Origin of the sequence: Paraburkholderia sp. RL18-085-BIA-A, from assembly GCF_046027075.1 — a bacterium.
Taxonomy (GTDB): domain Bacteria; phylum Pseudomonadota; class Gammaproteobacteria; order Burkholderiales; family Burkholderiaceae; genus Paraburkholderia.
Window position 1 is genome coordinate 1 of record NZ_JARESU010000329.1, and the last position, 3,133, is coordinate 3,133.

Annotated in this window: 2 protein-coding genes and 2 pseudogenes; 1 reads left to right on the forward strand and 3 read right to left on the reverse strand. The window is 60.8% G+C overall.

Going from position 1 to position 3,133, the window contains the following annotated elements; all coding sequences use genetic code 11:
* The 3 genes and pseudogenes from P0D89_RS51900 to senA all read right to left on the reverse strand — a co-directional run.
* A partial coding sequence (locus P0D89_RS51900) for an MFS transporter (RefSeq protein WP_408370796.1) occupies nt 1-513 on the reverse strand: 513 nt, incomplete at its 3' end.
* A 558-nt stretch (nt 514-1,071) separates the two neighbouring features.
* Nucleotides 1,072-1,158, reverse strand: a pseudogene (locus tag P0D89_RS51905) (conjugal transfer protein); the annotation flags it as partial.
* Nucleotides 1,159-1,656: 498 nt separating this feature from the next.
* The gene (gene senA / locus P0D89_RS51910; RefSeq protein ID WP_408370794.1) at nt 1,657-2,862 is read right to left on the reverse strand and encodes a selenoneine synthase SenA; all 1,206 of its coding nucleotides are present in this window, start codon (nt 2,860-2,862) and stop codon (nt 1,657-1,659) included.
* Here senA and P0D89_RS51915 point away from each other — a divergent pair.
* Nucleotides 2,861-3,133: pseudogene (locus P0D89_RS51915) on the forward strand (selenoneine biosynthesis selenosugar synthase SenB); the annotation flags it as partial. The gene senA and the pseudogene P0D89_RS51915 sit on opposite strands and share 2 nt — an antisense overlap.

Genomic DNA, 3,133 nt, shown 5'->3' on the forward strand with positions numbered 1-3,133 from the left:
CCCAAAACTCCAGCGCCACCCAACGCCCTGCCCTAACCAGTTGGCAAGCGGAACGCCGATGATGGTGGCAAACGTCAAGCCGAGGAAAACGCGCCCTACCGCTACCGTGCGTCGATTCTCCGGCACGAGCGAGGCCGCCACCAGCGCCGTGACGCCGAAATAGGCGCCATGAGGCAGCCCACTGAGGAATCGGAAGATCACCATCCAATGGTAGCTCGGCGCCAGTGCGCTCATCCCATTGCCCAGAGCGAACATGCCCATCAGAACGATCAACAGCGTACGGCGGGGAAGCCTCGCACCCAGGACCGCAAAGACTGGCGCGCCCACGACCACGCCCAGTGCGTATGCGCTGATGACATGTCCTGCCGTAGGGGCATCAATTCCGAGTCCGTGCGCAAAAGACGGTAACAGGCTCATCGTCGCGAACTCGGTAGTCCCGATGGCAAATCCGCCAACGGCGAGTGCGAACAGAACCCAACCTACGCCGACCGTTTTGTTCCCGGTATCACTCATTGCCTGTCCTAAAGTCGACCACGCGGTCTCGTCAATCGTGTGTTGGAAAAACCGAGGACGCGCGTCATCACGGCTATCGCACCGAACCGATCATGCGATGCGAGTGATCCCCTTCGCGCAAGACCCACGCACGCCGTATGCCGCGCGCGCCTGCCACAGCGACGCGGGATTCAGCGGTGAATGTGCAACCAAGGGGACTTGCGTTCAGCGGCCAGCACGATCAACCGCAGCGTTCGGATGCCTCATCCGAGTGAACGCGACCACCAATCGATCGTGATCCGGACGCCCGGTTCAACGCTATCAATTCTCATCGTGAAGTCACGCAGACGAAGCACCGCCCACACGATGCTGAGTCTGAGCCCGGAGGCGGCTATACGGCCCACCTGCTCGCCGCGGCAAAGACATTGCAGCACGGAGTCATGCTCGGCGACCGGGATGCCCGGGCCGTTGTCGATATGCCAAGCTGCGGCCCGATCGGCGTCTGACTGACTTCATTACGCACGGTGCCGCCAACCGGCGTGAACTATAGCGCATTATCGAGAAGATCGCTGACTCTCCGAGAAAAGCCAGTGTCATGCTCGAGTAGCACAGCAAAAGCGTGAGCGTGCCGTTCGCGATCGCAAGACCGCGATCGCCGCCGCCCATCTGGCGGGGCAGCGACAGCCCACGGCTGACGTTGGTGGGCTTACGCACAGGTGTCCATACTGGAAAACGGCAGCGCCCGTAAAACGGCGCTATGAGCTGCCCCGATCGGACAGTCTGCCGTAGCACAAAAGAGCGATTGGTATGCCTCGACATTCGAAGCAGGTCGGTTGGAAGCCTGCTCCCCCCGCTCTGATTTGAGATGTCGCTACGGTCAGTGGAGGGCTATTGAGTCCGCTGTGCCCCTTGCCGCTTCTTCTCTGAAAGTGGCGAAACTACACGACACTCTGCGTCAACCGGCTTTTCACGAAGCTTTACGCGACCGTTGGGAAGCCCCAATTGGCTATGCCGGGGTGACACTTCAGCTATACCCACCAAATTTCAACCGACAAAGCCGATAGCAGGGTTGTCGCTTTCTCTCACAGTCCAGGAATGCAAGCGCTCGTCGCAGCGGCATCAGGTGTTTCGCATAGCGCGTGAGACGGAATGCCGGCGGCCTCTTTACAGGCAAGTACGCAACCCTACAAAAATGTCGTTGCGGTCCGGTAGATAAAAGTTTCGGTATCGGGGATTGCGCATTCGATCATGTGTCGCAAACGACGCGCCGCGCACGCTTCGGTGCGTATGGAACCACGGAGCCGAATAGTCTTCATATGGGTCCGCCGAAAAGCCCGGATAAGGCGCAAAGGTTCCAGCCGTCCATTCCCAGACCGAGTCGCCCCACTCGATCAGCCCATTGCATGCCGCGTACTCCCATTCGGCCTCCGTAGGCAAGCGCCGGCCTTGCCAGCGGCAAAAGGCTTCCGCTTCGTACGCGTTGACGTGACAAACCGGCAGTGATAGTGGCAGCGGTTCCCAGCGCCCGAACCAGCGATGCTCCCATTGTGCGGAGCCGCCGCGTGCCGCTTCGCGCCACCGCCGCGGCGCCTTCAACCCGGTGCGCGTCAACCACGCGATTCCGTCGTTCGACCACCAGCGTTCATCCTGATAGCCGTTCGCCGCAACGAACTCTGCAAACCGGGCGTTGCTCACGCATTGGCGGTCGATCTGCACCGGCCCAATCGGCACGGCGTGCCGCCATTTTTCGTTGTCGAACACGAAGCCTTCGTCACGCGATCCTCCGATCAGGAACGTCTCGCCCTCAATCGCGATTTCGCCCGCGCCAGAGGAGCGCTCGATGGGCGACATCGCCAAAGGTGCGTGCGCGGCGTAGTCCAGCGTCTGCCGCATGTAGGTCAGTGCCTCGGCATGCATGTCCTCATGGTACAAGGCAAGACGGAAATAATAGAGATCCTCGTCAGAATTCGTGACTGCCGCGAGTTTTGTGCGTACATATTCCAGCACTGCGCCTGTGTAGTCGATAATCTGTGCAAGCGGCGGCGGGTCCAGGTGCCAGCGATCGTCGTGAGCCACGCGACCCGAATCGAACCATCGGTCCGCGTCTGCCAGCAGCGAGAGGCGGGTGGGCGCGAACCGGCCCTGCGAGTCCCGTTGCGGATCCCGCAGGATCCAGTGCTCCGTGAACCAGGAAATATGCGCATACTCCCACAATGGCGGATTGATCCCGGGATCGCAGGGCACCTGCAATTTCGCGGGTGTCAGATCCGCGAGGATGGCCCATGTGCGACGGTGAGCATCGACAAATGCCGCATCCAGCTGCGTCTTGTCCAGTTGACGTGTTCCCGCTGGGTTAATCTGTAACCTCATGCGTCCTCCAATGGCCAGAATTTTCATTGCCAGTCCAGCACTGCGTGGCGCCAACAACGGAAACTGGCAGACCGCAAATCGTTGGTTCAGGTTCCTGCGCACAGGCTATCAGGTTTCACTTGGCGCCGAATGGCCTGCGGCCGAGCAACTGCAGGAGCCACCGGCCTGTCTGATCGCATTGCACGCCCGGCGTTCGGCTCCGACTATCGCCAGGTTTGCCGATGCCTGCCCGGATCGTCCGCTGGTGGTTGTGCTTACGGGCACCGATCTC